The sequence below is a fragment of the Mesorhizobium sp. B2-4-3 genome, from assembly GCF_006442815.1.
Classification (GTDB): Bacteria; Pseudomonadota; Alphaproteobacteria; order Rhizobiales; family Rhizobiaceae; genus Mesorhizobium.
Genome location: NZ_VFVL01000010.1, coordinates 61005 through 86019 on the forward strand (window position 1 = coordinate 61005; position 25015 = coordinate 86019).

The 25015-nt window shown below is 63.8% G+C and carries 24 protein-coding genes; 5 read left to right on the forward strand and 19 right to left on the reverse strand.

The window, feature by feature from the left end; genetic code table 11:
- Window positions 1-329: 329 nt before the first annotated feature.
- From FJ956_RS12610 to FJ956_RS12680, 15 genes are all read right to left on the reverse strand, one after another.
- Window positions 330-2699 (reverse strand): aminomethyltransferase family protein, encoded by a 2370-nt coding sequence (locus FJ956_RS12610; RefSeq protein WP_140675442.1) that lies wholly within the window; start codon window positions 2697-2699, stop codon window positions 330-332.
- A 135-nt stretch (window positions 2700-2834) separates the two neighbouring features.
- Window positions 2835-3458, reverse strand: a complete 624-nt coding sequence (locus tag FJ956_RS12615) for a sarcosine oxidase subunit gamma family protein (protein WP_140675444.1) — start codon at window positions 3456-3458, stop codon at window positions 2835-2837.
- Window positions 3451-6432 carry a sarcosine oxidase subunit alpha gene (locus tag FJ956_RS12620; RefSeq protein WP_140675447.1) on the reverse strand — a complete coding sequence of 994 codons (2982 nt, stop codon included), beginning with the start codon at window positions 6430-6432 and terminating at the stop codon, window positions 3451-3453. The genes FJ956_RS12615 and FJ956_RS12620 overlap by 8 nt, the downstream gene beginning before the upstream one ends.
- Window positions 6432-6707, reverse strand: a complete 276-nt coding sequence (locus tag FJ956_RS12625; RefSeq protein ID WP_140675450.1) for a sarcosine oxidase subunit delta — start codon at window positions 6705-6707, stop codon at window positions 6432-6434. The genes FJ956_RS12620 and FJ956_RS12625 overlap by 1 nt, the downstream gene beginning before the upstream one ends.
- A gap of 66 nt (window positions 6708-6773) precedes the next feature.
- Window positions 6774-8027, reverse strand: a complete 1254-nt coding sequence (locus FJ956_RS12630; RefSeq protein WP_140675452.1) for a sarcosine oxidase subunit beta family protein — start codon at window positions 8025-8027, stop codon at window positions 6774-6776.
- Between the two features lie 35 nt (window positions 8028-8062).
- Entirely contained in the window at window positions 8063-9370 is a 1308-nt protein-coding gene (gene glnT, locus FJ956_RS12635; protein WP_140675455.1) for a type III glutamate--ammonia ligase, read from the reverse strand.
- Window positions 9371-9465: 95 nt separating this feature from the next.
- Window positions 9466-10794, reverse strand: coding sequence for an FMN-binding glutamate synthase family protein (locus tag FJ956_RS12640; protein WP_140675457.1), 1329 nt, complete (start codon window positions 10792-10794; stop codon window positions 9466-9468).
- Window positions 10795-10800: 6 nt separating this feature from the next.
- On the reverse strand, window positions 10801-11532 hold the full coding sequence (locus tag FJ956_RS12645) for a GXGXG domain-containing protein (protein ID WP_140675459.1): 732 nt from the start codon (window positions 11530-11532) through the stop codon (window positions 10801-10803).
- Window positions 11533-11536: 4 nt separating this feature from the next.
- Window positions 11537-12433 carry a glutamine amidotransferase family protein gene (locus tag FJ956_RS12650; RefSeq protein ID WP_140675461.1) on the reverse strand — a complete coding sequence of 299 codons (897 nt, stop codon included), beginning with the start codon at window positions 12431-12433 and terminating at the stop codon, window positions 11537-11539.
- Between the two features lie 86 nt (window positions 12434-12519).
- Complete coding sequence (locus FJ956_RS12655; RefSeq protein ID WP_140675464.1) at window positions 12520-12849, reverse strand: hypothetical protein; 330 nt, start codon at window positions 12847-12849, stop codon at window positions 12520-12522.
- Window positions 12846-13535, reverse strand: coding sequence for a hypothetical protein (locus FJ956_RS12660; RefSeq protein WP_181170157.1), 690 nt, complete (start codon window positions 13533-13535; stop codon window positions 12846-12848). The genes FJ956_RS12655 and FJ956_RS12660 overlap by 4 nt, the downstream gene beginning before the upstream one ends.
- A 46-nt stretch (window positions 13536-13581) precedes the next feature.
- Complete coding sequence (locus FJ956_RS12665) at window positions 13582-14988, reverse strand: APC family permease (protein WP_140657749.1); 1407 nt, start codon at window positions 14986-14988, stop codon at window positions 13582-13584.
- 12 nt (window positions 14989-15000) lie between these two features.
- On the reverse strand, window positions 15001-15162 hold the full coding sequence (locus FJ956_RS12670) for a hypothetical protein (RefSeq protein WP_140675467.1): 162 nt from the start codon (window positions 15160-15162) through the stop codon (window positions 15001-15003).
- 57 nt (window positions 15163-15219) lie between these two features.
- The gene (locus tag FJ956_RS12675; RefSeq protein WP_140675470.1) at window positions 15220-15597 is read right to left on the reverse strand and encodes a hypothetical protein; all 378 of its coding nucleotides are present in this window, start codon (window positions 15595-15597) and stop codon (window positions 15220-15222) included.
- 11 nt (window positions 15598-15608) lie between these two features.
- Window positions 15609-15896: a hypothetical protein gene (locus tag FJ956_RS12680; protein WP_095768768.1), complete on the reverse strand. Its 288-nt coding sequence runs from the start codon at window positions 15894-15896 to the stop codon at window positions 15609-15611.
- A gap of 285 nt (window positions 15897-16181) precedes the next feature.
- Here FJ956_RS12680 and FJ956_RS12685 point away from each other — a divergent pair, with 285 nt between their 5' ends.
- The 4 genes from FJ956_RS12685 to FJ956_RS12700 are packed head-to-tail and all read left to right on the forward strand — an operon-like array spanning window position 16182 to window position 19964.
- Complete coding sequence (locus tag FJ956_RS12685) at window positions 16182-17315, forward strand: aminomethyltransferase family protein (protein WP_140675473.1); 1134 nt, start codon at window positions 16182-16184, stop codon at window positions 17313-17315.
- A gap of 40 nt (window positions 17316-17355) precedes the next feature.
- Window positions 17356-17952: a dimethylamine monooxygenase subunit DmmA family protein gene (locus tag FJ956_RS12690; RefSeq protein WP_140675476.1), complete on the forward strand. Its 597-nt coding sequence runs from the start codon at window positions 17356-17358 to the stop codon at window positions 17950-17952.
- Window positions 17949-18914, forward strand: coding sequence for a PDR/VanB family oxidoreductase (locus FJ956_RS12695; RefSeq protein WP_140675478.1), 966 nt, complete (start codon window positions 17949-17951; stop codon window positions 18912-18914). The genes FJ956_RS12690 and FJ956_RS12695 overlap by 4 nt, the downstream gene beginning before the upstream one ends.
- A gap of 9 nt (window positions 18915-18923) precedes the next feature.
- Window positions 18924-19964: a DUF3445 domain-containing protein gene (locus tag FJ956_RS12700; RefSeq protein WP_140675481.1), complete on the forward strand. Its 1041-nt coding sequence runs from the start codon at window positions 18924-18926 to the stop codon at window positions 19962-19964.
- Window positions 19965-20214: 250 nt separating this feature from the next.
- Here the strand turns inward: FJ956_RS12700 and FJ956_RS12705 are convergent, their stop codons facing one another.
- The gene (locus tag FJ956_RS12705) at window positions 20215-20928 is read right to left on the reverse strand and encodes an XRE family transcriptional regulator (RefSeq protein WP_140675484.1); all 714 of its coding nucleotides are present in this window, start codon (window positions 20926-20928) and stop codon (window positions 20215-20217) included.
- A 259-nt stretch (window positions 20929-21187) separates the two neighbouring features.
- Between FJ956_RS12705 and FJ956_RS12710 the strand changes: the two genes are divergently transcribed.
- On the forward strand, window positions 21188-22546 hold the full coding sequence (locus FJ956_RS12710) for an NAD(P)/FAD-dependent oxidoreductase (protein WP_140675487.1): 1359 nt from the start codon (window positions 21188-21190) through the stop codon (window positions 22544-22546).
- A 72-nt stretch (window positions 22547-22618) separates the two neighbouring features.
- On the opposite strand, the gene FJ956_RS12715 is transcribed toward FJ956_RS12710, so the two are convergent.
- The 3 genes from FJ956_RS12715 to FJ956_RS12725 all read right to left on the reverse strand — a co-directional run bounded on the left by FJ956_RS12715 (window position 22619) and on the right by FJ956_RS12725 (window position 25014).
- On the reverse strand, window positions 22619-23383 hold the full coding sequence (locus FJ956_RS12715) for an SDR family oxidoreductase (RefSeq protein ID WP_140675490.1): 765 nt from the start codon (window positions 23381-23383) through the stop codon (window positions 22619-22621).
- A 55-nt stretch (window positions 23384-23438) separates the two neighbouring features.
- Window positions 23439-24020, reverse strand: coding sequence for a hypothetical protein (locus FJ956_RS12720; protein WP_140675493.1), 582 nt, complete (start codon window positions 24018-24020; stop codon window positions 23439-23441).
- A 103-nt stretch (window positions 24021-24123) separates the two neighbouring features.
- Entirely contained in the window at window positions 24124-25014 is an 891-nt protein-coding gene (locus FJ956_RS12725) for a DUF427 domain-containing protein (RefSeq protein ID WP_140675496.1), read from the reverse strand.
- Window position 25015: the final 1 nt, after the last annotated feature.

Sequence of the window (25015 nt, forward strand, 5' to 3'; positions counted from 1 at the left end):
CCGGCGACGCTTCGGCTCTCGCGAAGCTTGCTCCCCGGCAAATTACCGTCGACCCGTCGTGTTTCCACTCAGTCGTATTTTTTTCTTAAGAGTGAAGATTGATCCGACGCGCTTTCGCGTCAAGCGTTTTGTGAATGTCATGCACATCACGCTTGCGCGCGACAGCGATCTTCCCTTCTCCCCTTGTGGGAGAAGGTGTCGCCGAAGGCGACGGATGAGGGGTGTTCCAGCGGAGTGAGACGTTTGCTTTCCCTGGAACACCCCTCATCCGTCTCGGCGCTATCGCGCCGATCCACCTTCTCCCACAGGGGGAGAAGGTAAGGGCGCTATCACGATCGCGGCTTGGTCTTCTGCGGATCGTAATGGGCGAAGGCGACGACCCGCGCGGGCAGCCGCTTGGCGCGGCCGTCGAGCTTGCCGATCTCGACCTCCGTGCCGATCTCCGCATGAGTGACGTCGAGCCGTGCCAGCGCGATGGTCTTGCCGAGCACCGGCGAGCGCATGCCGGAGGTGACGACGCCGATCTGGGCGCGGCCGACATGGACGCAGTCGCCATGGCCGACCGGGATGTTGGCGTCGATGTCGAGGCCGACGAGCTTGTGCTGCGGGTGCTCCTTGCGCCGGATCAGCGCGTCGCGGCCGATGAAGTCGTCGGCCTTGGTCTTGAGCGGCACGGTGAAGCCGATGCCGGCTTCGAACGGGTCGGTCTGGTCGGAGAATTCGTAACCGGCGAAGATCAGTCCCGCCTCGATGCGCACCATGTCGAGCCCTTGTAGCCCCATCGGCTTCAGCCCGTGCGGTTGGCCGGCCTCCCAGACGGCGTCGAACACTTTTTCGGCGTCGCGCGGATGGCACCAGATCTCATAGCCGAGCTCGCCCGTATAGCCGGTGCGCGAGACCACGACCGGCACGCCATTGCCGCCGCCGATGCGCGCGACGGCGAAGCGGAACCATTCGAGCTCGCCGATCGATGGCTGCACGGGCGAGGTCCAGACGACTTCCTTGAGGATGTCGCGGCTCTTCGGCCCTTGCACGGCGATGTTGTGCATCTGGTCGGTGGAGGAGCGGACCAGCACGTTGAGGTCGAGTTTTTTCGCGGTCTCGCGCAGCCACTCGCCGGAAAGATCGTCGCCGCCGACCCAGCGGAAATTGTCCTTGCCGAGCCTGAGCAGCGTGCCGTCGTCGATCATGCCGCCATGCTCGTAGCACATCGCCGTATAGACGACCTGGCCCACGCCGAGCTTCTTGACGTCGCGGGTCAGCGTGTATTGCAGCAGCGCTTCGGAGTCCGGCCCGGTGACCTCGAACTTGCGCAGCGGCGACAGGTCCATGATCACCGCAGCCTGCCGGCAGGCCCAGTATTCGGCGATCGGACCTTCCTTGGCGAAGGAATTGGCGAGCCAATAGCCGCGATATTCGACGAAGTCGCGCGTGTGCTTGGCAAAGCTCGAATGAAAGGCTGTCTCGCGAGTCATTTTCGGTTCCGAGTCGGGCTTCATGCGTCTGGCGATCGCTCGCGAGAATTTGTGCTGGCCGGAATAGCTGCGCACATGGATGTCGGTGAGGTCCCAGCCATTGGCGGGCGTGGTGTCGTCCGGGCAGGCCGAGGACACGCAGACGATGTCGGTGAGCGCCCTGAGCAGCACATAGTCGCCCGGCCGCGACCACGGTTCGTCCGACACCATCACGCCATGCGCATCGATCGCCGTGTTGAAGAAGAAGTTGATCGCCATCCAGCCGGCGCGGGGATTTACGCCCTTGTCCGACAGCGCCTTGTTGAAATTCTCCGAGCAATTGGTGTGGCCGGGATAGCCGATGTCGTCGTAATATTTGGCGGCGCAGGCGAGCGCGAAAGCATCGTGCCGCCCGCATGTGTCCTGCACCACCTCGACCAGCGGCTCCATGTCCTGGTCGTAATATTTCGAATGCAGGCCGGGCATCGGATAGGCCGAGCCCATAAGCGTGCGGGTCGTCGTCACGTCGAGCGGCAGGTCGCGGCCCTTGTCCAGCTTGCGCGCCGAAAAACACTGGAAGTCGGTGCATTGCCGGCCATCGACATCGATGATCTGCAGATAGTCGCCGGCCTTGACGAAATAGGCCTCGGCGGTTGCCGACTTCACCCGAAGGTCAAGCACCGGATCGGCGAGCGGACCGGGAAGCTGGGACCTCGTCTTCGGCCGGATCGTGGCGCGCCGCACCAGGACGGTCAGTGGCGTCGCGGTGTTGTGGCCGTCGACCAGCATCGGCCCGCCAGGCGCCGCGATCAGCAGCGCGCCGTCGCGCTGGATGGCAAAGCTCTGCTCGGTGCCGGCGGGCGTGGCGCCGCCAAACACGCGCACGGCCTTCGGCTGGTCGAGCTGTACCTTGCGGCGCTCGAGGCTGAGGCGCAGCGCCGAGAGACTGTCGTCACCCTCGGCGAGCAGCGCCTTGATGCCGGCTGCGTTGCTGTTCGACCGTTCGCCGAAAATGCCGGGATCGGTCGTGCCTGATTTGTCCCAGGCCAGAAGCTCGCAGGGCTGCCCACCCTCGACATTGGTCACGCTGATGCTGTCGCCAGCCTCGACGTCGATCAGCGCCGCACCATTGCCTTGCACAGTGTAGCGCTCCAGGCCCGGCGGCAGGCTGATCTGGCCGGGCCTCAGGATCAGGCTCGGACGCGGCGGTCCGGACAGGACGGCAGGGTAGGGCGACTGGCTCATCTCAAACCCTCCTCCGAGCGAGAAACAAGTTTGCCTGTGTGTAAAATTATTTTAGCAGCAAGAATAGCAGCGGGGATGGATTTGGCAAGCACCGGCTCCACCTTCTCCCGCAAGGGGAGAAGGGAAGGCGCACCGCTAGACCAAGTCCTCGGAATGGCTGATTGTCACGCCGTATTCCGCAGCCGAGTCCAGCATCGTATGCCATAGGCTCTCGGCGAAGGTCGCGAACACCAGGACGTTGAACACGGCCTGCGCGTTGCGATCCTTGCCGCGCCACAGCGTGACGCTGGTGTGATCCATCGATGTGGCAGCCGCCGCGCCCACGCCAAACACATCCGGATGCAGATCGATCGACGACAGCTTGGCGAGCATCGCGCGCGCCTTGTCGCCGCTAACGCTGATCAGCGCCCGCGCATGTGACTGGTCGGAGAGCGAGGCCGACCCGGCAAAGACCGGAGCAAGCGCTTCCATCGTGTGCCTGCCGCCTTTCGACAGGACAAGAAACTGGTCCGGTCCCGACCAGATCAGCGTCGCATCGCCAGCACTGACCGCCTTCGGCGTCTCCGGAGCCGCGACGCCGAACCGCGCCTGCGCGGCCTTGGCCATCTCGCCGGCCGCGCCGCGCCGCGTCATCACCTGGACGAGGTCGAAGTTGCGGATCTCAATCAGCGTCACGCCGTCTTCGCCGCGTGCGCCATAGGGCCCGGCGACCAGCGCGCGGTCGAGCGGGCTGCGGATGTCCCAGGAAAACTCAGCCACGCTGGCGCCCTCCATCCGGGTCGTAGAAGACGGAATTGCAGAGCTCGACATCGTAGTCCTCGCCGCGCAGCGGATCATGCGCGCGCACGATCTCGCCGATGCGCTCGCGGCCGCGTTCGACCAGTCCGAGCCCGATCCACTGGTCGAGCACCGGCGAGAAGCAGACCGAGGTGACATAGCCCTGGTCGTTGTCCGGGCCGGGCGTCTCGCCTTTCGGAATGATGTGCGCGCCGGAACGCAACCGCCGCGTCTTGTCGACGGGCTTGATGCCGACAACCACCTGCCGGTTCGGCGCGACCAGCGCCTCGCGGCCGGCCATGACGCGGCCGATAAAATCCTTCTTGGTCGACATCATCTTGCCGAGGCCGAGATCGGCGGCCGTCGTGGTGCCGCTCAATTCCGGTCCCGCGACATGGCCCTTCTCGATGCGCATCACGCCGAGCGCCTCGGTGCCGTAGGGTGTGACGCCGAAGGCCTTGCCCGCGATCATCAGATTGCGCGCCGTAGCCTCGCCGTAGCGCGCCGGCACGGAGATCTCGAACGCCATCTCGCCGGAGAAGGAGATGCGGAACAGCCGCGCCGTCAAGCCGCCGCGCAGGTTGACCTCACGGGCGCCCATGAACGGGAAACCTTCGTTCGACAGGTCTTCGGCCGGATCGACGATCTCCTTCAGCAGGTCGCGGGTCTTCGGCCCGGCGATCGAGAATTGCGCCCATTGGTCGGAGACCGAGGTCAGTTGCACGTCCAGTTCGGGGAACAGCACCTGCCGGCAGAATTCCAGATGCTGCATCACCAGCCCGGCCTTCGCCGTGGTGGTCGTCAGGAAATAATGGTCCTCGGCCAGCCGGGAGGTCGTGCCGTCGTCATAGACGATGCCGTCCTCGCGCAGCATCAGCCCATAGCGCGCCTTGCCGACCGCGAGGTTGGAGAAGGTGTTGATGTAGACGCGATCGAGAAAGGCGCCGGCGTCCGGGCCGTGCACATCGATCTTGCCGAGCGTCGAGACATCGCAGAAGCCGACGCCCGAGCGCACCGCCTTGACCTCGCGGGTCACCGATTCCAGCCAGTCCTTCTCGCCCGCGCGTGGGTACCACTGCGCGCGTTTCCACAGGCCGGTGTCGACGAACACCGCGCCTTGCTCGGCTGCCCAGTGGTGCGACGGCGTCAGCCGCGTCGCATGGAAATTCTCGTCGCGGTGATGGCCGGCGAAGGCGCCGATCGCGACCGGCACATAGGGCGGCCGGTAGATCGTCGTGCCGGTCTCGGGGATCGACTTGCCGGTCACCGCCGCCATGATGGCGAGGCCGGCGACGTTGGAGGTCTTGCCTTGGTCGGTCGCCATGCCGAGCGTCGTATAGCGCTTCAGATGCTCGACCGATTCAAAGCCTTCGCGCTGCGCCAGTTCGATGTCGGAAGCGGTGACGTCATGCTGCTGGTCGACAAAGGCCTTGCCCTTGCCTTTCACGTGCCAGAGCGGGGTCAACGAAAAGGCCTCGTCGTTGGCGAGAGGCGTGGACCCTGTATTGCCGCTGCGCCCGGCATCCCGCGCTGCCGCGGCACCTGCCTCAAAGCCTTCGCGCAGGCAGGCGCCAAGGCTGAAGGCGCCGTTGGCCGCGCCTGCCGCCACTATGCCGGGCGGTGCGCCATCCGGCACGAAGGCGGCGATGTCGTCGCGCCATTTCGGCCTGCCGCGATGGTAGGAGGTGAGGCCGACCGCCGGGTTCCAGCCGCCGGACACGGCGAGCCCGTCGGCCTCGACCTCGGCGCGCGCGCCGCCGGTCAGCAACACGGAGATCTTGCGCACGCCGACCTTGCCGCCGTCGACGCCGCTGACGGAGCCGTGCAGTACCGGGAAGCCGCCCTTGCTGGCCAGCGAGCGATGCGCCGGTGAAACGTCCGGCCGCGCGTCGATCACCGCCGCCACCTGCAGTCCGGCGGCGATTGCCGTTTCGGCGGTGCGCCAGCCATCCTCGTTGTTGGTGAACAGCGCGATCCGCCGGGACGGCGTGGCGGCGTAGCGGCTGATGTAGCTGCGCATGGCCGACGCCATCATCACGCCGGGCGTGTCGTTGCCGGCAAAGACGATCGGCCGCTCGATAGCGCCGGCCGCGACCACGCAGCGCTTGGCCACGATGCGCCACAGCCTCTGCCGCACCTGGTGCTCCGGCGGCACCGGCAGATGGTCGTTGACGCGCTCGATCGCGCCATAGGTGCCGCCGTCATAGACGCCGAACAGCGTCGTGCGCGTCATGATGCGCACATCCGGCATGGCCTCGAGTTCGGCAACCGCGCGCGCGACCCATTCGGCGGCGTGCAATCCGTCGATCGTGCCGGCATCGGCAAGCAGGCGGCCGCCGAGGACGAAATCTTCCTCGCACAGGATGACGCGCGCGCCACAGCGCGCGGCGGCAAGGGCTGCCGCCAGGCCCGCCGGGCCGGAACCGGCGATCACCACGTCGCAATGCGCCCAAGCCTTGTCATAGTGGTCGGGGTCGGAAACCTGCGCTGCGCGGCCGAGACCGGCGGCGCGCCGGATCGCAGGCTCGTAGATCGCTTCCCAGAACTTGGCCGGCCACATGAAGGTCTTGTAGTAGAAGCCGGCGACAAAGATCGGCGCTAACAGCTGGTTGACCGACATCACGTCGAAATTGAGCGACGGCCAGCGGTTCTGGCTGGCGGCCTCGAGACCCTCATAGAGCTCGGCCGTCGTCGCCTTGGTGTTCGCCTCGCGCCTCGCGCCGCTGCGCAACTCGACCAGCGCGTTCGGCTCTTCCGAGCCCGCCGTCAGGATGCCGCGCGGGCGGTGATACTTGAACGAGCGGCCGACGAGCTTGACGCCGTTGGCGACCAGCGCGGAAGCCAGCGTGTCGCCCTTGAAGCCCGAGAACGTCTTGCCGTCGAAACGGAAGTTGAGCGCGGCCGAGCGGTCGATGAGACCGCCATTGTTCAGCCGGTTTGCCTGATCGCCGGCCATCACGCACCAACCTTGGCGGCGCCGGCGCCCGCCGCCGGTTCGACAGAAGAAATCTCATGCGTCAGCGTGTTGCGCGTGACCTTCAGCCAGGCCCGGCAGCCGCCGCCATGGTACCAGTGCTCGCTCATCGGGCCGGCGATGTTGTCGCGCAGGTAGACGTAGTCGTAGATCGCGTCTTCGCCGGCGTCAGCCGCCGGCCGTTGTGGCTTGGCATCGCCGAGATAGGTGAACTCGCCGAGTTCGCGTTCGCCGCAGAAGGGACAGACTATGCGCATGGCTGGGTCTTCAATGCATGATGCCAAAAAGTGTGAAACGGTTTTTGGATAACATCATGCTCATCTCTAATGCAGGTTCGGTTGGGCGCCCTGGCCCTTCTCGTCGATCATGGCGCCGCGCTGGAAGCGGTCGAGGCGGAACAGCGCGGCTTCCTTGTGCGATTGATCGCGGGCGATGAGATGAGCGAAGACGAAGCCGGAGCCGGGCGTCGCCTTGAAGCCGCCATAGCACCAGCCGGCATTGATGTAGAGGCCGTCCACAGGGCTCTTGTCGATGATCGGCGTGCCGTCCATCGACATGTCCATGATGCCGCCCCACTGGCGCAGAAGCCGCACGCGGCCGATCATCGGGATCAACGCCATGCCGCCTTCGCAGACATCCTCGACCACCGGCAGGTTGCCGCGCTGGGCATAGGAATTGTAGCCGTCGATGTCGCCGCCGAAGACCAGCCCGCCCTTGTCCGACTGGCTGACATAGAAGTGTCCGGCGCCGAAGGTCATCACCCCGGGGATGAGCGGCTTGATCGCTTCGGACACGAAGGCCTGCAGCACATGGCTTTCGATCGGCAGACGCAGGCCAGCCATCGCCGCGACGCGCGAGGAAGAACCCGCCACCGCCATGCCGACCTTGCCGGCGCTAATCTTGCCGCGCGACGTCTCGACGCCGGTGACCTTGCCGTTGGCGTCGCGCGTGAAGCCGGTAACCTCGCAATTCTGGATGATGTCGACACCGAGTTCGCTCGCCGCATGCGCGTAGCCCCACACGACCGCATCGTGTCGAGCCGTGCCGCCGCGCCGCTGCAGCAGCCCGCCCTGCACGGGAAAGCGCGCATTGTCGAAATTCAGGAACGGCAGCATCTTGCGCAATGCCGCCTGGTCGAGCAGTTCGGCGTCGATGCCGTTGATGCGCATGGTGTTGCCGCGCCGCGCGAAGGCGTCGCGCTGCGCGTCGGAGTGATAGAGGTTGAGCACGCCGCGCTGGCTGACCATCGCGTTGTAGTTGAGGTCCTGCTCCATCGTCTCCCACAGCTTCATCGACAATTCGTAGAAGCCGGTGTTGCCTGGCAGGCCGTAATTGGAGCGGATGATGGTGGTGTTGCGGCCGGCGTTGCCGGAGCCGATCCAGCCCTTTTCCAGCACCGCGACGTTGCGGATGCCGAACTCGCTGGCGAGGAACCAGGCGGTGGCGAGACCGTGGCCACCGCCGCCGATGATGATCACGTCATAGCGATCCTTGGGCGCTGCGTCGCGCCAGGTCGGCTTCCAATTCTTGTGGCCGGAGAGAGCGGCGCGGGCGAGCGAGAAGATCGAATAATTCATCAGTTCATTCCGAGGTCGCTCGCACTGCCCAGATATCAGATATCCAGCGTGTGGTCGCGCTCCCACTGCGTGAAGTGCGACGCATAGGAATTCCATTCCTGGTGCTTCAGCTTTAGATATGCCGACGAGAATTCCTCACCCAGCGCCGCCTTGAGCGATTTGTCCTTGTCGAACTCGCGCAACGCATCGAGCAGGTTGAGCGGCAGCTTCGGCGCGCCCTTCACGGTATGGCCGAACTGGTACATGTCGATGTCGTAGCGCTTGCCGGGATCGGCCTTCGAGCGGATGCCGTCGAGGCCGGCCGCGATGATCACCGCCTGCAACAGGTAGGGATTGGCGGCGCCGTCCGGCAGGCGCAATTCGAAGCGGCCGGGGCCGGGCACACGCACCATGTGGGTGCGGTTGTTGCCGGTCCAGGTCACCGTGTTCGGCGCCCAGGTCGCGCCCGAAATGGTGCGCGGCGCGTTGATGCGCTTGTAGGAATTGACCGTCGGATTGGTGATCGCGGCAAGCGCCGAAGCATGCTTCATGATGCCGCCGAGGAAGTTCTTGCCCTTGGCGGAGAGGCCGAGCTCCATCGAATTGTCGGCGAAGACGTTGGTCTTGCCGGCCTTGTCCCACACCGAGATATGGGCATGGCAGCCATTGCCGGTCAGGCCCTGGAAAGGTTTCGGCATGAACGTCGCGCGCAGCCCGTGCTTTTCCGCGATCGACTTGACCATGAATTTGAAGAAGGAGTGCTTGTCGGCGGTCGCGAGCGCGTCGTCGAACGACCAGTTCATCTCGAACTGGCCGTTGGCGTCCTCATGGTCGTTCTGGTACGGACCCCAGCCCAGCGCCAGCATGTGGTCGCAGATCTCGGCGATCACATCATAGCGGCGCATCACCGCCTGCTGGTCGTAGCAGGGCTTCGATGCCGTGTCGTACTGGTCGGAGATCGCGCTGCCGTCCGGCGAGATCAGGAAGAACTCGGCCTCGACGCCGGTCTTGACATGCATGCCGTCGCCGGCCGCTTCCGCGATCAGCCGCTTCAGCGTGTTGCGCGGCGCCTGGTCGACCTCCTTGTCGTCCATGATGCAGTTGGCGGCGACCCAGGCGACGTCTTTCTTCCACGGCAGCTGGATCACCGAAGCCGGATCCGGCACCGCCAGCATGTCCGGATGCGCCGGCGTCAGATCGAGCCACGTCGCGAAACCGGCAAAGCCCGCGCCGTCCTTCTGCATGTCGGCGATCGCCTGCGCAGGCACCAGCTTGGCGCGCTGTCCACCGAACAGGTCGGTGTAGGAGATCATGAAATATTTGACGCCGTTCTCCTTGGCGAATGCGGCGAGATCGTTCCCCATTTATGTAGTTCCCTCGCTTATGTATTTCGGATGCTGGCTGGAGCGGAGGACCCGTCCCAGCTGTTTGCCTTGACGCAATTCCGGGCGGAATTGTCCTAGAAGCCGTTCCTCCCCGGTATCCAGTTGGTGCCGGCCAAAGGCACGCCGGCCATGGCGGCGGCTTCGATCGAGAGCGCGACGAGATCCTCGGGCTCGAGATTGTGCAGGCTGTTCTTGCCGCACGCGCGGGCAATGGTCTGCGCCTCGAGCGTCATCACCTTGAGGTAGTTCGCGAGCCGCCTCCCGGCCGCGATCGGGTCGACCCGCTTCATCAACTCGGGGTCCTGCGTGGTGATGCCGGCCGGGTCGCGGCCTTCATGCCAGTCGTCATAGGCGCCGGCGGTGGTGCCGAGCGCATTGTACTCCGCCTCCCAGCGCGGATCGTTGTCGCCGAGCGCGACGAGTGCCGCCGTGCCGATCGAGACGGCGTCGACGCCGAGCGCCAGCGCCTTGGCGACATCGGCGCCGTTGCGGATGCCGCCGGAGACGATCAACTGCACCTTGCGGTGCATGCCGAGGTCCTGCAGCGCCTGCACCGCCGGCCGGATGCAGGCAAGCGTCGGCTGGCCGACATTCTCGATGAACACTTCCTGGGTGGCAGCCGTGCCGCCCTGCATACCGTCGACCACCACGACATCGGCGCCGGCCTTCACCGCGAGCGCGGTGTCGTAGTACGGGCGGGCTCCGCCGACCTTGACGTAGATCGGCTTTTCCCAGTCGGTGATCTCGCGCAGCTCGAGGATCTTGATCTCGAGATCGTCCGGCCCCGTCCAGTCGGGATGGCGCGAGGCCGAGCGCTGGTCGATGCCCTTGGGCAGCGTGCGCATCTCGGCGACGCGATCGGAAATCTTCTGGCCGAGCAGCATGCCGCCGCCGCCGGGCTTGGCGCCCTGGCCGACAACCACTTCGATGGCGTCGGCGCGGCGCAGGTCGCGCGGGTTCATGCCGTAGCGCGACGGCAGGTACTGGTAGACCAGTTGCTTGGAATGGCCGCGTTCTTCCTCGGTCATGCCGCCGTCGCCGGTCGTGGTCGAGGTGCCGGACAGCGTGGCGCCACGCCCGAGCGCCTCCTTGGCCGGGCCGGAGAGCGACCCAAAGCTCATGCCGGCGATGGTGATCGGTATCTTCAGCTCGATCGGCTTCTTGGCATGGCGCGAGCCGAGCACCACCGAGGTGTCGCAGCGCTCGCGGTAGCCTTCCAGCGGATAGCGCGAGATCGACGCGCCGAGGAACAAAAGGTCGTCGAAATGCGGCAGCTTGCGCTTGGCGCCGGCGCCGCGGATGTCATAGATGCCGGTCGCTGCTGCGCGGCGGATTTCGGAAAGCGTGTAGTCGTCGAAGGTCGCGGATTTGCGCGGCGTCGTCGGCGGGTTGCGGTAGGTCATCTTGCCTCAATACGCGTCGGCGTTGTCGATATTGAAATTGTAGAGCTTGCGGGCCGAGCCGTAGCGCTTGAACTCCGACGCCTTGACGCCGGTGACGCCGGCCTTGTCGAGCAGGCCTTGCAGCAATTCGATGTGCTCGGGCCGCATCTCCTTGGCGATGCAGTCGGCGCCGAGGCTTTCGACCTTGCCGCGCACGAAAAGCCGCGCCTCGTAGATGGAATCGCCCAGCGCATCGCCGGCATCGCCCAGCACGACCAGGTTGCCGGACTGCGCCATGAAGGCCGACATGTGGCCGATATTGCCGTGCACGACGATGTCGATGCCTTTCATCGAGATGCCGCAGCGCGACGAGGCGTTGCCTTCGATGACGAGAAGACCGCCGCGGCCGGTGGCGCCGGCATACTGGCTGGCGTCGCCCTTGATGACGATCGAGCCCGACATCATGTTCTCGCCGACGCCGGGGCCGGCCGAGCCGTGCACGGTGATCGCCGCGCCATCATTCATGCCGGCGCAGTAATAGCCGACGCTCCCGCGCACATCGATGCTGACCAACTGGTCGACGCCGACCGCCACAGAGTGGCTGCCCTTGGGGTTGAGCACTTCCCAGGCGGTCTCGTTGGAGCCGGACGTGAGCTTGTGCAGCGCCTGGTTCAGTTCGCGCAGCGACTGTTGCGAGAGGTCGAAGACCCTCGCATGGCTCTGATCGCGCTCTGCTTTCGACATTGTGGTTGCCGGCATCGGCTCAGTGCTCCCAGAAATAAACGGTTGCGGGCTCGGGCTCCCAGACCCTTGCATTGTCGATGCCGGGCAGCTTGGTCAGCGCGCGATATTCGGAGCCGAAGGCGACATACTGGTCCGTTTCGGCCATGACGGCGGGCTTGCAGGCGATCGGGTCGCGTACCACGCCGAAGCCGTTCTTGGTGCCGACGACGAAGGTGAAGAAGCCGTCGAGGTCGGAGAGCGTGCCTTCCAGCGCCTCGCCGAGATTCTTGCCATGCGCCATCCGGTTGGAGAGGTAGGCGGCCGCCACTTCGGTGTCGTTCTCGGTCTCGAAGGTCATGCCGTCGCGGATCAGCTCGCGGCGCACATTGTTGTGGTTGGAGAGCGAGCCGTTATGCACCAGGCACTGGTCGGCGCCGGTCGAGAAGGGATGCGCGCCCATCGTCGTCACCGCCGATTCCGTCGCCATGCGGGTGTGGCCGATGCCATGCGTGCCGGTCATCGAGCGCACGTCGAAGCGATCGACGACGGCTTCAGGCAGGCCGACTTCCTTGTAGATCTCGACTGCTTCGCCGGCGCCCATGATGCGGATGTCGGGCCGCAGCGATTGCAGCGCCTCGCGCGCGGCGTCGACCTTGTCCGGCGCGGTTCGGATGACGGCGTGGGTGGATTTCGTGGCAAGACTGACGGGAGCGCCGATCGCCTTGGCGAGCTCGATATCGAGGCCGCGGAAATCGTGCTCCGGCTTGGCCGACTGGATGGTGATCTTGGCTTCATTCTTGGAAGGGGCGCCATAGATGGCGATGCCGGCACTGTCCGGGCCGCGGTCGCTGAGCGACACCAGCATCTCCGACAGCATCGCGCCGAGCTTCGGCTCCAGCGCCTTGTCCTTCAAGAAAAGTCCGACGATTCCGCACATGCCAGCCTCCGACGTTTTTTGGCTCTCAGATGATGTATCCAATGAATAAGCCGAATTCAATTGGTATGAAAGAAATTTTCCTGTGATTACATATTTGATGGCGCATTGCCTGAGGCACTATCGCCGTCCGGGCGCGCCTTGTGGACCCAGATCGCATGGCGGATGCGCGCGATCCTGTAGGCGTCGAGGATCGAGAGGGCATAGATCAGGAAGCCGCCGGCATGGCGGCCGATGAAGCCGGCGTCCACCGGCGCCAGCTTGGTCGTTACCCAACCAAGGATCACCATGAAGAACAGGAACTGCAGGCCGCGCACCGGCACGCCGAGCATGACATGGCCGCTTGCCGGCAAAACAATCGCCGCGCCGAGCACGAGATACGGATTGGCCGGAACGGAGGAAGCGGTTTCGTCGGTCATGCTGCCTGTCTTTCGCGCCGGTTGATGGCTTCGCGCAGGCCTGAGGCCGCCGCGAGCAGGCGTTCGATCAGGGCAGGATCGATCCTGGTATCGCCGAACGCCGCCTGTCGGAACACGCCGTAGCGGGCGCGCTCGGCCTCGGCCAGCAGCCAGACGATGCGCACGCCGTTCGGCGTGACCAGCAATTCCTTGGCGCGGCTTTCGGCAAAAATGTCGGTATGCGCGGCGATCAGATCCTGCGGGAAGGCGACGCCCTTGCGGTCCGTCTTGAGCACTGCGTCGGCCGGAAAGCCGAGCACCTTCGGCAGCGTGTGGGCAAGATGATCGAAATTGGAGAACGTCGTAGCCGAATTCGGCCGCATCATCATGTCGAACGTACCCGGCACTGCGACCGGCTCGGTGATCGAAACGCTAAGCCAGCGTGTCGGCAGCTTTCTTGTCGCCAGCGTGTCGACGATGGTGCGCAGCTGAACGCGCTGACCGTTCCAGGAACCGGCCCAAGTGACGATGCCGGCCGTGCCGTCGGAAATGTCGGCGGCGTCCGCGATGACGCTGCGAACGCTGGCCGTATCGGCGGCCAAGGCTGCCTTCGCCTTGGTGCGGCCGGCACGCGCCAGCCAAGCGATATGGACGACGACGCCCAGTGCGATCGCCCCGGTAAGCAATACTGACGTCAGCTCGGACATCTCGACACGCCACGGCCCGCCATCGAAAGGCGGGCCTTCACTCCACTCAATAACCCTGCGGCTTCGGCCACGGCATGGAGAACTGGTCGCCGCGCCGCACGAATTTGTAGCGGTAGAAGTGGAACCACAGCGAGATCAGGAAATAGAACACGGTCATCGCGATGAGCTGCGAGCCGAAGCCGAGGAAGATGGCGAAGAAGGTGACCATGCACAGGCAGAACAGCACGATCGCCGGCAGCGGATGGAAGGGATGCGTGTAGCCGCGGCGGATCGAGCCCAGCGGCCACTTCTTGCGGAACATCATGATGTTGATGCTCATGAAGGTGTATTGCAGCACGCCCGACAGGATCGAGAAGGTGATCGCCTGGTTGAGGTCGGCGATGAAGGCGAAGGCCAACGCGATCGGCAGCAGGAACAGGATCGAGCGATAGGGCGTGCGATACTTCGGATGCACCGCCGAGAACCAGCTGGGCAGGTAGCGGTCGCGGCCGAGCGAGAACCAGGCGCGCGCCGCGTCGTTGATGCAGCCATTGGCCGAGGCAAGCGCGGCCAGCAGCGTCGCGATGAAGAGCAGGTTTTCCAGCAACGGGCTGCCCGTCAGTTTGCCGGCGTCCCACAGCGGATAGTAGGTGATGCCGAGATATTCCCACGGCATCAGCGAGGCGCAGACATACCAGGTCATCGCGGCGGCGATCAAAAGCGTGATCATGCCGGCCATCGTGCCGTAGGGCAGGGAGCGCGCCGGCGAGCGCACTTCCTCGGCCGCCTGGGTCGTTCCCTCGATGCCGAGATAATACCAGATGCCGAACTGGAAGGCGGCGATGACGCCGATCCAGCCATAGGGCAGCGCATTGGCGGGGGTGACCAGCTCGTTTAGCTTCAGCACAGCCCCTTGCGTCCACGGGCTGACCGAGAAGAACAGGATGACGATCGAGACATAGGCGATCGCGGTGATGACGAAATTGACATTGAGCGTCATCAGCACGCCGCGATAGTTGAGCCAGGCGAGCACGACAATGGTGGCGGCGATGAAGGAATTGTGCGTCAGTCCTTCGACGCCGGCCTTGGCGACGATCGTGTCGCCGAGCAAGATCGCGTCCGACACTTCGAGCATGGTGTAGGCAAACACCAGGAACAGCGCGACGTTGAAGGCCATGAGCGGCCCGACGATATGCTTGGCCTGCGCGTACTGGCCACCGGCGGCGGCGACCGTCGACGTCACCTCCGAGTCGATCATCGCGACCGAGGTGTAGAGCAGTCCGACGACCCAGCAGACGATCAGCGCGGCGAGCGCGCCACCCTTGTCGGCGGAGAAATTCCAGCCAGTGAACTCGCCGACCAGCACGATGCCGACGCCCAGCGCCCACACATGCGCCGGGCCAAGCACCCGAAGCAGCGAGACCCTGTCGCCGTGGATTGTCGTCGTTTGTCCCGTTTCAACCGCAGCCGTCATATCAGTCCCCACTCAGATCCGGTGTTTTTCGGAAACGGCTTCAAGCTCACCTTCACGCGAAGACGTCAAAGTCTCCTCGGAATAGGTCGTATCGACCTTGAACCAGTCGTAGAGCATCCACGCCGCAAGCGCGGCCGAGATGGCCCAGCAAACGTAAGACAGTCCCATCCACATGATGTTTTCCCCGGACTCTTTGTCGTCGAAAGTCTCTTTGTCGTCGTCGTCGAAAGTCTACTTGTCGTCGAACTTCTCGTTGATGACCTCGCGATATTCCTTATCGGAGGCGCGGAACAGGAAGACGAAATAGGCGATCAGCACGATCGCCATGATGATCAGCGTCGGCCAGTCGATGATGTAATGGAAGCGGTTCTGGATGATGTCGTGCGCCGTCTCCGGCGTGTAGCCCAGCTTCTCCCAGATCGAGGCCATGGTCGCATTCTGGCCGAGCGCGTCCCAGGTCTTGGCGTCGAGCGCGTCGATCGACTTCGCCGCCCCGGCAAAGCCGAGTTTCAGCGGCAGCCAGAGCGCCACGAAGATTGCGACCACCACGACCGCGATGTCGAGGACCTGTCCGGCCTTGCTCTGCTCCGGAGGGGTATAGCGAGCCATGGGTTCTCCCTTCACGATTGACGGTTGCGGGCGGCGTCGGCGTTCTTGATGTCGAGCCCGTAGATGAAGTCCTTGTCTTCCTTGTAGTGGTTGAGCATGGCGAGGATCGCGGCGGTGTTGAAGATCAGCACCGCGGCGGCCGCAACCGCCACCACGAGCTTGATGCCGCTGTGCGGAATGTATGGCCATGTCATCAGGAGGACGAAGAGGATCGTTGCCCATAGGCACACGATCAGAAGCACGGACCCACGCACGTCAGAACGGTACAGCGCTTCGATGCGCTGCTGCATGTCGGACATCGGTTTTCCCCTTCTGGCGACGTCCGGCCACACAACCGACCGGGCGTCCACTCTTTCAACAGAGTGAAATTTTTTTCATAAATTCCGCTCGATTCCCGAAATTGTCAAGCTGGATTTACGCATCGTGAACCGTTTGTCGCCGGGCAAGAAATTTGCCTGACAATGAAATTATTTGCTTCAAGGGGATTGCAGGGCTTCGCCGTTTGCGGTCAATATTCGACCAAGCTCCGCCACCAAGCAGGGGCAGGGAACAGCAACGGCTTAAATCGCACGGAGGACGATCGGATGACGGCATCCTGGAGATTCTCGACCCTGGCGGATCGCCATCGCGCGCTCGGCTCGAAACTCGAGGACTGGAGCGGCATGGGCACCGCCTGGGCTTACGACAAGGATGCCGACGCGGAATATGTCGCGATCCGCACCAAGGCCGGGCTGATGGACGTCTCCGGCCTGAAGAAGGTCCACATCACCGGGCCGCACGCCTCGCATCTCATCGACCTCGCCACAACGCGCGACGTCGAAAAGATCTATCCCGGCAAGTCGGCCTACGCCTGCATGCTGAACGAGGCCGGCAAATTCACCGACGACTGCATCCTCTACCGCATCAGCCCGAACTCATGGATGGTCGTGCACGGCTCAGGCACCGGCCACGAGGAACTGCAGCGCGCTGCGATGGGCCGCGATGTCTCGCTGCGTTTCGACGACAATCTGCATGACCTGTCGCTGCAGGGGCCGACCGCGGTCGACTATCTGGCCAAGCATGTGCCCGGGATCCGCGATCTCAACTACTTCCATCATATGCACACGCAGCTCTTCGGTTTTCCGGCGATGATCTCGCGCACCGGCTACACCGGCGAGCGCGGCTACGAGATTTTCTGCCGCGGCCAGGATGCCGGCAGGATCTGGGACAGGATCCTCGAAGAGGGGAAGAGCGCCGGCATCATCCCGTGCCGCTTCACCACGCTCGACATGCTGCGCGTCGAGAGCTACCTGCTCTTCTACCCTTACGACAATTCCCAAAAATATCCGTTCGAGAACGAAGGCCCCGGCGACACGCTGTGGGAACTCGGCCTCGACTTCACCGTCAGCCCCGGCAAGACCGGCTTCCGCGGGGCCGAAGAACACTACAGGCTGAAGGGCAAGGAGCGCTTCAAGATCTACGGCGTGCTGCTCGACGGCAAAGAGCCAGCCGACGAAGGCGCGCCGGTCTACCGCGACGGCAGACAAGTCGGCGTGGTCACTTGCGCCATGTATTCGCCGCTGGTCGAGAAATCGATGGGCATCGCCCGGCTCGACGTGGATTGCGCCGTCAAGGACACCAAGCTCGAGATCCGCAACAAGAGCGGCTCGATCAAGGCGACGGCGCAACCGCTGCCGTTCGACGATCCGAAAAAGACCAAGCGCACGGCAAAAGGTTGAGGCATCATCACGGGGAGGGGGCTCGAGGTACGAAGGTAGAATGACAGCCAAGACGATCATCAGCCGGCCCATTTACGGAACGCTGTCGCCGCAACCAGGCAAGCATCATCTCTTTATCGCCGATGCGGAAGGCGCGCTGGCGATAACGGACATGGCTGGCAAGGCGCCGCCCGGCTTCTTCGACGGCGCCGAGATCGTCTTTATTCCCGACCCCGAGGGTAAGCACATCTCGGCGCTTGAGGCGCTGGAGCCGGCTCAGCTCCATCTGCCGCCGTCCTTCGCCAGCCTCCTGCCGCGGCTCAGGCAGACGCTGACCAACGCCCATATGGGGCTGCGTCTCTATCTTGCCGGCACCGAGGGCCTGATCGGCCAGGCCATGCAGGCCGCGCTTGAAGCAGGCGTCGACCACACCTCGATTGAGACCGAGCATCGCGGCTCGCTGGCGCGGCGCATGCAGTGCGTGCACTGCAAGGGAATCACCGAGAATGTGACGACGCAGCCGGCCGCCTGTTCGCATTGCGGCCTGCTGCTCCTGGTGCGCGATCACTATTCGCGGCGCCTCGCAGCCTTCCAGGGCGTGTGCATCAACGCCGAGGATCGCTCCGAGATTCCTCCGATGGAGGAGGCCTTCCCATGAGCACCGGCACCACCAAGCTCGACGTCGTCGTCAGCGACGTCGTTCCGGTCAACGATCTCGTGACCCGCTTCCATTTCCGCCGCCGTGACGGCGAGCTGCTGCCGACCTTTTCCGGCGGCGCCCATGTCGTCGTCGAGATGCGCGACGGCGACCGCACCAGGCTCAATCCCTATTCGCTGATGGGCTCGCCGCTCGACACGCGCGAATACACGATTTCCATCCGGCGCGACGATGTCGGCCGCGGCGGCTCGTTGTTCATGCACCGGCAGGTCAAGCCCGGCCTGGAGATGGTGATCAGCTACCCGGTCAACCTTTTTTCGCTCGACCTCAGGGCCAGGAAGCACCTGATGCTGGCTGGCGGCATCGGCATCACACCCTTCATGGCCCAGACCGCGCAGCTGGCAGGGGCCGGCGGCAATTTCGAATTGCACTACACCTGCCGCACCGCTTCGCTCGGTACCTATGCCGATGTGCTCCGAGAGCGCCACGGCAACCGGGTCAGGCTCTATCACGACGACCGCGAGGAGCGCATCGATCTCGAGCGGCTCTTGTCCTCGCAGCCGCTCGGCACGCATCTCTATGTCTGCGGCCCGGCCGGCATGATCAACTGGGTGCGCGCTCGCGCGGCAAGCCTCGGCTGGCCGCCGGAGACGGTGCATTTCGAGCATTTCGCGGCTCCGCAACCCGGCGCGCCGTTCGACGTCGAGTTGGCTGTCAGCGGCAAGACGATCCGCGTCGGCGAGCAGCAGAGCCTGCTCGAGGCGATCGAAGCCGCCGGGGTCGACCCGCCCTATCTGTGCCGCGGCGGCGTCTGCGGCCAATGCGAGACCAATGTGATCTCTTCCGACGGCAAGTTCATCCACAACGATCACTGGCTGAGCGAGGAAGATCACCGTTCCGGCTGCAAGATCATGCCTTGCGTCTCGCGCTTCGAGGGCAAGTCGCTGGTCCTGGAAAGATAGGAGGCGTCAATGGGCATCACCTTTCGCAAGGAAACGTTTCGCGACGATTTCACCTTCAAGAACAGCCCGGAGCACATCAGGCGCTTTCCCTTCCCGTTCAACGAAGACGCCTACATGTACGCGGTCAACATCGAGCCGCATGTCGTCGGGCCCAAGGGCAGCGTTCTCGAAAACCTGATCGACGTGGACGAGCACTATGTCGCCGAGATGCAGGACCGCGCGCTGGTGCTGGCCGAGGATCCGTTGCGCTGCCAGTCGCTGCCGCACATGACGCTCGCCGGCTGGGACCTGCTCGAGCTTCTGATGGAGCAGCAGGCGCTGGGATATCCCGAGCATTTCACGCTGGAGCGAAACGGCGACCGTTGGCGCTGGATCAACCGGCCGCTCGGCATCGACGACACCTTCACCTTCGGCGACGTCTCGACGCTGCCCTATGGGCCGATGGAATATATCACCCGGCAGAGCCAGGGCGATTTCTGCATCCTCGACCAGCGCGACGGCAATCTGTGGATGGATGCCGGCATGGTCACCACCCAGGCCGACTGGTCGCTCGACTTCGACATCGGCATGAATTTCTTCGAATGGCACGCGCCGGTGCCGCTGGCGCATGAGAAGGGCATCTTCACCCGCGCGCTGAAATTCCTCACCAACATCCAGCAAGGCAAGCCGGCAAGGCGCCTCAACTGGACGATGACCGTCAATCCGCGCCTCGACACCAGCCCTGAGAATTATCACAAATGGGGTCCGGACCGCGCCACCGTCACGCCGGAGAATGTCGGCGACAAGGTGCATCTGCGCGTCGAATTGCAAAGCTTCTGGCGTCTGCCGCGCTCCAACGGCATCGTCTTCCCGATCCGCTGCTACCTGATCAAGATGGACGAATTGGTCACGCAGCCGAAATGGGCGCGCCGCCTGCACCGCGTTATCCGCGACCTGCCGGAAGAACTCGCCACCTACAAGGGCCTGACACGATATAGGCCGACGCTGGTGGAATGGCTGTCGAAACTGGATGACGACGGCCCGACCAGTCCGGGATTTGGGCCCGATTGAGCTGCCGATCTCCACCTTGGGCGCCCCCGGCGCCGACGTTGGAGATTGGCTGAAGCCCCGTGACGTCGTCATACTCGGGCTTGACCCGAGTATCCATGCCGTGACCTCGGCTGTAGGGTGCAAGGGCGCGGAATTCCGTAACCGTTGCACCGCTTTAGCGTCACGGCATGGATTCTAGGGTCTGCGCGCGTCGCTTCGCTCCTTGCTTCGCCCTAGAATGACGAAGCGCGGTAAGGGCGAGATCAGCCAATCACCCGGCGCTGTTTTGCGGATAGCAGATAATCGACAGATAGCGCATCGGCAGTTGCGTCAGCTCTTCCGGTCCGTGCGGCGCGTCGGCGTCGAAGAACAGGCTGTCGCCCGGCTTCATCGGATAGAGATTGTTGCCGTGCCGGTAAACGACCTCGCCTTCGAGCATGTAGAGGAACTCCATGCCGGCATGCTGGAAGGTCGGGAACACGTCCGAATTCTCGGTCAGCGTGATGAGATAGGGCTCGACGACGACGCCGCTGGTGTTGGCGCCGATATGACCGAGCAGGTTGTACTGATGCCCGGCGCGCGTGCCGCGCCGCTCGACATCGACGCCTTCGCCGGCCTTGACGAAAACGGCGCTGTGCTCCTCCTCGAAGCGCCGGAAGAAGGCGGTCACCGGAACGCCCAGCGCCCGCGACAGCGCCTGCAGCGTCGTCAGCGACGGCGAGGTGATGCCGTTCTCGATCTTCGACAGCATGCCGAGTGAAATGTCGGTGGCGGTGGCGAGATCGGCGACGGTGATGCCGAGCTTCTTGCGGAATGCGCGCACCTCATGGCCGATCGCCACTTCCAGCACCTTTTCGCGCGTGTCGCGGATGGCGTGCGGGTCCTGCGTCAGCGGCGTGCGGATCGTGCGGCCGTCGGCCGAAACGCGTTTCGGCGGCGCCTTGCCCTTCGCTGCCGCATCGATGCCGGACTTCTTGTTCGCCATGTCGCCCCCGACTCTCGCGGATTTATTTCACTCAAGGTGAACATATTCGGTGGCGATACAAGAGCGCAACCGCGACGACAAGCAATCGGATGTCGCAGGGCTCGCCGGGATGGATGCCGGCGCAATCGCCTCTGCGCACAAAACCATTCTGCGCAAAGCTCGTTGCAGCAGATGTCTGTTGACAGCACCGAAGCGCCAATTACTGTCACTGTCAGTGAAATTTGTTTCGCTGGGGAAATCAAAAAAGAGGAGGCCCGCAATGAAATCTCGTGTCGCCGTCATCGGAGCCGGACCGTCGGGCCTGGCACAGCTTCGGGCCTTCAAGTCGGCAGCCGACAAGGGCGCCGAGATCCCGGAAATCGTCTGCTTCGAAAAGCAGAGCGACTGGGGCGGCCTGTGGAATTACACCTGGCGCACCGGCCTAGACGAGCACGGCGATCCGGTGCACGGTTCGATGTACCGCTATCTGTGGTCGAACGGCCCGAAGGAATGCCTCGAATTTGCCGACTACACGTTCGAGGAGCATTTCGGCCGGCCGATCGCCTCCTATCCGCCGCGCGCCGTGCTGTGGGACTACATCAAGGGACGTGTCGAGAAATCGGGTTTGCGCGACTGGGTGCGCTTCAACAGCCTAGTGCGCATGGTGACCTATTCCGACGAGACCAAGAAGTTCACCGTCACCGCGCATGACCGGGCCAACGACGTCACCTACTCGGAAGAGTTCGACAATGTCGTGGTCGCCTCAGGCCATTTCTCGGTGCCCAACGTGCCCTTCTTCGAAGGGTTTCCCACCTTCAACGGTCGCATCCTGCACAGCCACGATTTTCGCGACGCGATGGAATTCAAGGGCAAGGACATATTGATCATCGGCCGCTCCTATTCGGCCGAGGACATCGGTTCGCAATGCTACAAATACGGCGCCAAATCGATCACCTCCAGCTACCGCTCCAAGCCGATGGGCTTCAAATGGCCGGAGAACTGGAAGGAAGTGCCGCTATTGCAGAAGGTCGTCGGCAAGACTGCGCACTTCAAGGACGGCACCACCAAGGATGTCGACGCCATCATCTTGTGCACCGGCTACCTGCACTCCTTCCCCTTCCTCACCGACGACCTCAAGCTCAAGACCGCCAACCGCATGTGGCCGCTCGATCTCTATGAAGGCGTCGTCTGGGAGAAGAACCCGAAGCTTTTCTATATCGGCATGCAGGACCAGTTCTACACCTTCAACATGTTCGACGCGCAGGCCTGGTACGCGCGCGACGTCATCATGGGCCGCATCAAGTTGCCGTCGGCCCAGGCGATGGCCGAGCACGGCGCCAAGTGGCGCGCGCGCGAGGAGACGCTGGAAGACGCCGAACAGATGATCTGGTTCCAGGGCGACTACACCAAGGAACTGATGGACCAGACCGACTATCCGGGCTTCGACGTCGAGGCGGTCAACCGCACCTTCATGGAGTGGGAGCACCACAAGATGGAAAACATCATGACCTTCCGCGACAACGCCTACCGCTCGCTGATGACCGGCACCATGGCGCCGGTCCACCATACGCCCTGGCTGCAGGCGCTGGACGATTCCATGGAAAGCTATCTTGAGGTGAAGGGCGTGGCGGCCGAGTAGCACGGCGCGCTCACGCCGGCGTTGCCGGGGTGGAAATCAAACGTGTGGGTGTCTTGCGGACACCCCATCAGTTTACCAGCAGACGTAGCCGCCATCGACGATCAGGTCGAGGCCGGTGACGAAGCTTGACGCACGGCTGGCCAGGAATACCGTCGGTCCGATCATCTCCTCCGCCGTCGCCATGCGCCCCATCGGCGTGTCGCGTTTGAACACCTTCACTTCTTCCGCGACTTCGGGCCGTTTGTTCATCGGCGTCAGCGTGTAGCCCGGGCTGACGACGTTGACGCGCAGGCCGCGATCGGCCCACTCCATGGCGAGGCTCTTCGACATGTGGATGACGGCGGCCTTGGAGGAGTTGTAATGCGCCTGCGTCAGCCCCCGGTTGACGATGGTGCCCGACATCGAGGCGATGTTGATGATGGAGCCCGAGCGTCGAGGCAGCATGACGCGTGCCTCTGCCTGACAGGACAGAAATGCGCCCGCGACATTGACCTCGTGCACCTTGCGCCATTTTTCCAGCGGCATGGTCTCAGCCGCTTCCGAGCCGGCAATGCCGGCGTTGTTGACGGCGACAGTCAGCGCGCCGAGTTCAGCTTCGACCCGGCCGATCGCCATGGCCAGGTCGGCCTCGGACGTCACGCCGCCCGTCAGCACCAGCGCCTTGCGGCCGAGCGCCTTGACCTTCTCGGCCGTCTGCTCCAGTCCGCCGTTCGAGGCATGCCCGAAGCAGGCAACATCGGCGCCGGCTTCCGCAAGCCCGATGGCGATCGCCTGGCCGATACCGCTGCCGGCGCCCGTTACCAGCGCCACGCCGCCGTTCAACGAAAACAGATCCATGATGCCCTCCCAATGCAGCGAGGGTATTCGCTATCGCGTCTTTCGATCAACCTCTTTAGAAATCGCAGGCCTTGGGGCGCATTTCGGAAGACCAGTCCTTCAGCGGCACCGGCCTGAACTTGCCCTTGATCGGTTTGCCCTCTTCCAGATCCTTGGAGGCGGTGGCCCTGCCGGTGAGATAATTGATGTCGCAATCGCCAAGCGTCGTCTCGACGCCGCCTGATGTCTGCTTGTTCCAGTCCCAATTGCGGCTATAGCCGCCGACCAGAAACTTGCCGTGGCGATTGACGATCGTCAGCGTCTCTTCCGTCGATTTGCTGGCGCCGCAGCCGAAGCATGACGTGACTGCGAGCGATCCCTTGCCCTTGCTTTCAAGGGCGATGACCGGGTCTTCTGTCAGCCCTTTCCTGACGAAATCCGGCTGGTGCGCGGGATCGGGCTTCTCCTCGCCCAGATAGATGTAGAGATCGGCGGGACCGCCGGCTTCCTGTATCACGACCGCCCGGTCGGTCTTGCCGTCCTGGTCGATATCGAGCTTCAGTTCGAGACCGGGAGCATTTTCGGCAAGCGCCGGCATCGGCGTCGCCGCCAGGACGACAAGCCAGGGCCAAACCGCATGATAGGATGCTTTCCTCATAAGCAGACGTCCGCCGCGCGCCGCAAAATAGCACCGCCGCGGAGCGGACGCAAAAAGGCGAAACTCAGGCTGAGCAAGGTCCTGGCCGGCCGAGCATGAAGTTTCAGAAATAGCCGTCCGATGCCGCCGTCGCTTCCTTCGGGATTTCCACCCCGTCGACCAGGATCTTGTCGACCAGCTCATGGTGGAAGCAAACCAGCCCCTTGATCCGTTCGGCCTCGTGCACCGGCTCTGGATAGTACCAGACCAGGTTCTCGTGTCGCTTCTTCGGCGTCGTCACATGGTAATAGTTGGAGATGCCCTTGTAGGGGCAGCGCGAGATGTAGCGGCTGGGCGAAAACATATCGAGCCGCGTGTCCGAGATCGGCAGATAATGGCGCACCGGATGGCCGGTCTCGAACAGGAACACGCCGCGCCGCGAATCGGCCACCTGCTCGCCGTCGAGGATCACCTGCACGCGCCGCGACGAAGGTAGGCAATCGACGCGGCGGAACGGATCGCGGGCGTGCACGAAGATCTCTTCGTCCTCTTCATACCAATGGGTCATCTTCGGCCAATAGAAAGAAATGTAGTCGGCGATCGGCGGACAGCCCTTGACGGGGTCGAGGTAGCGCCAGGCGCCGTCCTCGACCAGCGTGATGCCGGTGTTCAGCGAATAATGCGTGGCGACACCTTTGAATGGATCTTCCGTGGTCGTGCGGCTCGGCAGCAGGAACTCCTCGCGCACGTCGCTCATAGGGAAGTAATAGACCGGCAGATGGTCGCTCTCCTGGAACACCAGCGCCTTGGTGGTGTCGGCGACGATCATCGGCCCGACCTGCACGCGCAGCCGCTTGGGCGAGGGCATGGTGAAGGCGACATAGCCTGGTTCGAACTCGTACTGCACGATGGTATCGAGCACCGGGAAATGCGGCCCGCGGCCGCGCAGATGGGGCTTGCGAATGGTCGTCGTCCTCTTCTCGTCGTTTGCCGCCAGGTTCTTGCGCGCTGTCATG

What these genes read in the sequence shown, in the direction of transcription:
- FJ956_RS12610 (WP_140675442.1), bottom strand. Translation starts at nt 2,699, where the DNA reads ATGAGCCAGTCGCCCTACCCTGCCGTCCTGTCCGGACCGCCGCGTCCG.
- FJ956_RS12620 (WP_140675447.1), bottom strand. Translation starts at nt 6,432, where the DNA reads ATGGCCGGCGATCAGGCAAACCGGCTGAACAATGGCGGTCTCATCGAC.
- FJ956_RS12625 (WP_140675450.1), bottom strand. Translation starts at nt 6,707, where the DNA reads ATGCGCATAGTCTGTCCCTTCTGCGGCGAACGCGAACTCGGCGAGTTC.
- FJ956_RS12630 (WP_140675452.1), bottom strand. Translation starts at nt 8,027, where the DNA reads ATGAATTATTCGATCTTCTCGCTCGCCCGCGCCGCTCTCTCCGGCCAC.
- glnT (WP_140675455.1), bottom strand. Translation starts at nt 9,370, where the DNA reads ATGGGGAACGATCTCGCCGCATTCGCCAAGGAGAACGGCGTCAAATAT.
- FJ956_RS12640 (WP_140675457.1), bottom strand. Translation starts at nt 10,794, where the DNA reads ATGACCTACCGCAACCCGCCGACGACGCCGCGCAAATCCGCGACCTTC.
- FJ956_RS12645 (WP_140675459.1), bottom strand. Translation starts at nt 11,532, where the DNA reads ATGCCGGCAACCACAATGTCGAAAGCAGAGCGCGATCAGAGCCATGCG.
- FJ956_RS12650 (WP_140675461.1), bottom strand. Translation starts at nt 12,433, where the DNA reads ATGTGCGGAATCGTCGGACTTTTCTTGAAGGACAAGGCGCTGGAGCCG.
- FJ956_RS12655 (WP_140675464.1), bottom strand. Translation starts at nt 12,849, where the DNA reads ATGACCGACGAAACCGCTTCCTCCGTTCCGGCCAATCCGTATCTCGTG.
- FJ956_RS12660 (WP_181170157.1), bottom strand. Translation starts at nt 13,535, where the DNA reads ATGTCCGAGCTGACGTCAGTATTGCTTACCGGGGCGATCGCACTGGGC.
- FJ956_RS12665 (WP_140657749.1), bottom strand. Translation starts at nt 14,988, where the DNA reads ATGACGGCTGCGGTTGAAACGGGACAAACGACGACAATCCACGGCGAC.
- FJ956_RS12670 (WP_140675467.1), bottom strand. Translation starts at nt 15,162, where the DNA reads ATGTGGATGGGACTGTCTTACGTTTGCTGGGCCATCTCGGCCGCGCTT.
- FJ956_RS12675 (WP_140675470.1), bottom strand. Translation starts at nt 15,597, where the DNA reads ATGGCTCGCTATACCCCTCCGGAGCAGAGCAAGGCCGGACAGGTCCTC.
- FJ956_RS12680 (WP_095768768.1), bottom strand. Translation starts at nt 15,896, where the DNA reads ATGTCCGACATGCAGCAGCGCATCGAAGCGCTGTACCGTTCTGACGTG.
- FJ956_RS12685 (WP_140675473.1), top strand. Translation starts at nt 16,182, where the DNA reads ATGACGGCATCCTGGAGATTCTCGACCCTGGCGGATCGCCATCGCGCG.
- FJ956_RS12690 (WP_140675476.1), top strand. Translation starts at nt 17,356, where the DNA reads ATGACAGCCAAGACGATCATCAGCCGGCCCATTTACGGAACGCTGTCG.
- FJ956_RS12695 (WP_140675478.1), top strand. Translation starts at nt 17,949, where the DNA reads ATGAGCACCGGCACCACCAAGCTCGACGTCGTCGTCAGCGACGTCGTT.
- FJ956_RS12700 (WP_140675481.1), top strand. Translation starts at nt 18,924, where the DNA reads ATGGGCATCACCTTTCGCAAGGAAACGTTTCGCGACGATTTCACCTTC.
- FJ956_RS12705 (WP_140675484.1), bottom strand. Translation starts at nt 20,928, where the DNA reads ATGGCGAACAAGAAGTCCGGCATCGATGCGGCAGCGAAGGGCAAGGCG.
- FJ956_RS12710 (WP_140675487.1), top strand. Translation starts at nt 21,188, where the DNA reads ATGAAATCTCGTGTCGCCGTCATCGGAGCCGGACCGTCGGGCCTGGCA.
- FJ956_RS12715 (WP_140675490.1), bottom strand. Translation starts at nt 23,383, where the DNA reads ATGGATCTGTTTTCGTTGAACGGCGGCGTGGCGCTGGTAACGGGCGCC.
- FJ956_RS12720 (WP_140675493.1), bottom strand. Translation starts at nt 24,020, where the DNA reads ATGAGGAAAGCATCCTATCATGCGGTTTGGCCCTGGCTTGTCGTCCTG.
- FJ956_RS12725 (WP_140675496.1), bottom strand. Translation starts at nt 25,014, where the DNA reads ATGACAGCGCGCAAGAACCTGGCGGCAAACGACGAGAAGAGGACGACG.